Source organism: Streptomyces sp. NTH33 (genome assembly GCF_003236365.1).
GTDB lineage: Bacteria > Actinomycetota > Actinomycetes > Streptomycetales > Streptomycetaceae > Streptomyces.
Map to the genome: position 1 here is coordinate 1 of NZ_POTZ01000545.1, position 4,211 is coordinate 4,211.

A 4,211-nucleotide genomic window follows, 5' to 3' on the forward strand; every position below is an offset into this window, starting at 1 on the left:
ACCCCCGCCCACCCCACTGACCGGGCGATATGCGTGCTAAGGAGCCCGCGATGAGCGAGATGATCACCGCGGACCTGGTCGATCTCGACCTGTCCGCCGACACCAAGGAGGCGGCGGCGCGTGCCCTCGCCGAACGGATGGTGGCCCAGGGCCGGGTGACCGACCTGGAGGGCTTCCTCGCCGACGTGGCCGCCCGTGAGGCGCAGATGCCGACCGGCCTCGACGGCGGCATCGGCATCCCGCACTGCCGCAGCGAGCACGTCACCGAGCCGTCGCTGGCCTTCGGGCGCAGCACGGCCGGGATCGACTTCGGCGCGGCGGACGGCCCCGCCGACCTGATCTTCCTGATCGCGGCGCCGGCCGGCGCCGACGACGCCCATCTGACGATCCTGTCGTCGCTGGCCCGGCAGCTGATGAACACCGAGTTCACCTCGGCGCTGCGGTCGGCTGACGACGCGGTGGCCGCGGCCGCGCTCATCCGCGGGGAAGAGGCTCCGGTGCCTGAGGCTCCGGCGTCCGAGGCTCCGGCGCAGGCCGAGAGCCCCGCCGTGGGCACTGCGGGCACTGCGGGCACTGCGGGCGCTGCGGACACTGCGGGCGCTGCGGACACTGCGGGCGCCGCGGGCGCCTCCGAAGACTCCGCCGCGACGCCGGGGGCGGCCTCCTCCGGCGCCGCGGCGGTCAGCACGGCCGGGGCTGCGGACGAGGCGGGTGAGCGGTCCGGCGAGCGGTCCGGCGGCCGTCCGTTCCGGATCGTGGCCGTCACCTCCTGCCCCACCGGCATCGCGCACACCTACATGGCGGCCGAGTCGCTGGAGAACGCCGGCCGTGAGGCGGGCGCCGAGGTCGTCGTCGAGACACAGGGCTCGGCCGGGTTCACCCGGCTCGACCCGGCGGTGATCGCGGCGGCGGACGGCGTCGTCTTCGCGCACGACGTCCCCGTACGGGACAAGGACCGCTTCGCCGGGAAGCCGACCGTCGACGTCGGTGTGAAGGCGGGCATCAACCGGGCCGCCGAACTGATCGCCGAGGTCCGCGACAAGGCCGCGCGCGGCGAGGTGACCGCGGCGACGGCACCCGGCGCCACTCCGGTCGAGCGGGCCGGCGAGGCGGGCGAGGGCTACGGCACGAAGCTGCGCAAGTGGCTGATGTCGGGCGTCAGTTACATGGTGCCGTTCGTCGCGGCGGGCGGTCTGCTGATCGCCCTCGGCTTCGCGATCGGCGGCTACCAGATCAACAAGGCGCCGTCGGTGATGGACCACTTCGTGTGGACCCAGACCGACAGCTGGGCCGCCCTGCTGTTCCAGATCGGGCAGGTGGCCTTCGCCTTCCTCGTCCCGGTCCTGGCCGGTTACATCGCCTACGGCATGGCGGACCGTCCCGGTCTCGTCCCCGGCTTCGTCGGCGGCTCGATCGCCCTCACCATCAACGCGGGCTTCCTCGGCGGCCTGGCGGCCGGTCTGATCGCCGGTGGTGTGGTGATGGCGATCCAGAAGGTGCGCATCCCCGCGGCCCTGCGCGGCATCATGCCGGTGGTGGTGATCCCGCTGATCTCCTCGGCGGTGGTCGGGTTCCTGATGTTCGTGGTCATCGGCAAGCCCATCGCCACCGCGCAGAAGGGCATGACCGACTGGCTGAACCACCTGACCGGCACCAACGCCGTCCTGCTCGGCGCGCTGCTCGGCCTGATGATGTGCTTCGACCTCGGCGGTCCGGTCAACAAGGTCGCCTACACCTTCGCCACCGCCGGTATCGCGGTCTCCAACCCCAGTGACTCCGCGATGAAGATCATGGCCGCGGTGATGGCGGCCGGCATGGTGCCGCCGCTGGCGATGGCCCTGGCCACGACCGTGCGCGGCAAGCTGTTCACCCGGACCGAGCGGGAGAACGGCAAGGCCGCCTGGGTCCTGGGCGCCTCCTTCATCTCCGAGGGCGCGATCCCGTTCGCGGCGGCCGACCCGCTGCGCGTCATCCCGGCGTCGATGGTGGGCGGCGCGGTCACCGGCGCCCTGTCGATGACCTTCGGCGCCACGCTGCGCGCCCCGCACGGCGGCATCTTCGTGGTCCCGCTGATCGGCAACCCGCTCCTGTACCTGGTCGCCATCGCGGCGGGCATGTGCGTGACGACGGCCCTGGTGGTCGTCCTCAAGACGCTGCGCAAGCCGGCGCCGGGCGCGGCGGCCCCGGGAGCGGACGAGGGCGCGCGGAGCACGCCGGCCGACCGGAAGCAGCCGGTCGCGGCGTGAGGGGAATCACAGCGCCTTGTCCAGCGCCTTGTCCCTTTGGAGTGCTGTGAGTTGTTCACGGCACATGCGAGATACGTCACGGTCCGGGGCGTAAGCCCCGGACCGTGGTGTCTACTGGGAGACATGCCTGAGCACGTCTCCCTTCTGATGTGGTTCGGCGTGGCCCTGCCCGCCGCGCTGACCGTTGCCGCCATCATCGGCATGGCCCGCATCCGACGCAGCCTTCGCCTCGAGACCGCTCAACAACAGCATCGCGCCCAGCGCCTGACGGCCTTTCCGCAGCAGCTCGGGGCCGCCCCCCGCCGGGAGTCCGTCGAACTGTCCCCGGCGGAGGAGGACGCCTTCGCCGGCCTGATGCGCCGACTCGGCGACGGCTCCTGAGGCTGCCCGTACGGGCAGACGCTTGCCGCTACGACACCTGCGCCGCCCGCCGTTCCATCGCGCTGCGGGCCGCGTCCTCCGTCGTGTACACCTCACACATGTGACGTCCGTCGGGGGTCGCCGTGTGCTCGACCTCCCACAGGGAGATCTCCACGCCGTCGCTCAGCAGGAACGCGTGCTCGTAGAGCGAGAAGCACAGTCCCGCGCGACCCGTCCGGCAGGGGCGGCCGAAGGCCTGGGTGATCTGGTGCCCGGACGCCGTCGCCAGCAGCGAGGCGACGTCCGCGCCGGGCCGGTCGGCGTTCTCCGCGCGCCGCAGCAGACGGCGTGCGTGGTCGGGTGAGCCGTCCGGGACGTACGCGTGCCGCGTCTCGGGCACCGGCGCGAGCTGGACCAGCAACGGCAGTTCCAGGTCCGGTGCGTCCGGCGGGAGCGGCAGCCGGGCGGTGGCGGTGCTCAGCTCCTCCCCGTCGAGGTACACCTCGTGCTGCGCCTCGCCGCCCGGCGCGGTGTTGTGCACCAACTCCCAGAGGGTGAGCGCCGAGCCGTCGGCGAGCAGCCAGGTGTGCCGGTACGTCTCGCGGTGCAGCCCGGCGCTGTGGTGCGCCGAGTACAGCGAACCGTCGTACGCCAGCGCGCACTCGAGCCGCCGTATCGTCTCGTCGGGCAGTTCGAAGGAGTTCAGGGTGCGTCCGAGGAGCCGCGCGAGGTGCTCCTCCGGAGACTCGGGCGACTCGGGTGGTTCGTACGCAGTCGTCTCGTACGGAACGCTCAAGGTTTCTCCCGGCGTTGCTGCATGTCACCTTGTGGGTGCATACCGTAGCCACTCGGTCGGACATCATGTCCGGGAACTGAGAAAACGTACGCCGGAAAAACGGCCCGCCCACGCGAGAAGTTCCCGCGCGATCCGATGTCCCGTCAAAATCCGCTGTTCAAAGGCCGTTGATGATCAGGCCGCGCTCCGGTGACGCACTCGCTCCATGGCATGTTCTGGCCATTGAGGCCGCTGTCCGGGGCCGCGCTCAGCGCGGTCCGTACAGGTCCTCGTACGCCGGCCACACCCCGCCCGGTCCGTCCACCGGCTCGGCGGCCCGCACCGCGCGGACGATCGCGCGGGTGACCTGGTCCGCACCCGCGGCGAGGATCTCGTTCAGGGCCAGGGGCGAGCCCGGGTCGAGCGGACGCGCCCCGGTGGCCAGGGCGAACACCGTGTCGCCGTCGTTGAGCAGATGCACCGGCCGTACGGCGCGCGCGATGCCGTCGTGCGCCGTGCCGGCCAGTTTCTGCGCCTGTGCTTTGGACAGGTCCGCGTCGGTGGCGACCACCGCGAGTGTGGTGTTCAGCGGAGGCGGCGCGTTCCGCGCGGCGGTCTCGGCGAGGCGACGGCACGCGGCCTCGTGCACCCGCGCTTCGGGGTACTCCACCGGTCCCTGGAACAACTCCCCGTACAGCACACCCGTTTCCGGATCCACCGCCGATCCCACCGCGTTGGCCACCACCAGCGCCGCCACCGTGACACCGGAGTCGAGCACCGTGCTCGCCGTTCCGACCCCGCCCTTGAGCGACCCCACGACCGCTCCCGTC

Annotated in this window: 4 protein-coding genes; 2 read left to right on the plus strand and 2 right to left on the minus strand. The window is 72.0% G+C overall.

Features of this window, described 5'->3' with window-relative positions; all coding sequences use genetic code 11:
• Positions 1 to 50 precede the first annotated feature (50 nt).
• Both C1I97_RS32540 and C1I97_RS32545 read left to right on the plus strand, forming a co-directional pair.
• A complete protein-coding gene (locus C1I97_RS32540) occupies positions 51 to 2,246 on the plus strand; it encodes a PTS fructose transporter subunit IIABC (RefSeq protein ID WP_111006631.1) in 2,196 nt (731 codons plus the stop codon).
• Between the two features lie 123 nt (positions 2,247 to 2,369).
• Entirely contained in the window at positions 2,370 to 2,627 is a 258-nt protein-coding gene (locus tag C1I97_RS32545; RefSeq protein ID WP_111006632.1) for a hypothetical protein, read from the plus strand.
• Between the two features lie 28 nt (positions 2,628 to 2,655).
• Here the strand turns inward: C1I97_RS32545 and C1I97_RS32550 are convergent, their stop codons facing one another.
• Positions 2,656 to 3,402: a DUF6227 family protein gene (locus tag C1I97_RS32550; RefSeq protein WP_111006633.1), complete on the minus strand. Its 747-nt coding sequence runs from the start codon at positions 3,400 to 3,402 to the stop codon at positions 2,656 to 2,658.
• 247 nt (positions 3,403 to 3,649) lie between these two features.
• Positions 3,650 to 4,211, minus strand: a 562-nt coding sequence (locus tag C1I97_RS32555; RefSeq protein ID WP_146608362.1) for a P1 family peptidase, incomplete at its 5' end; no start/stop codon positions are given.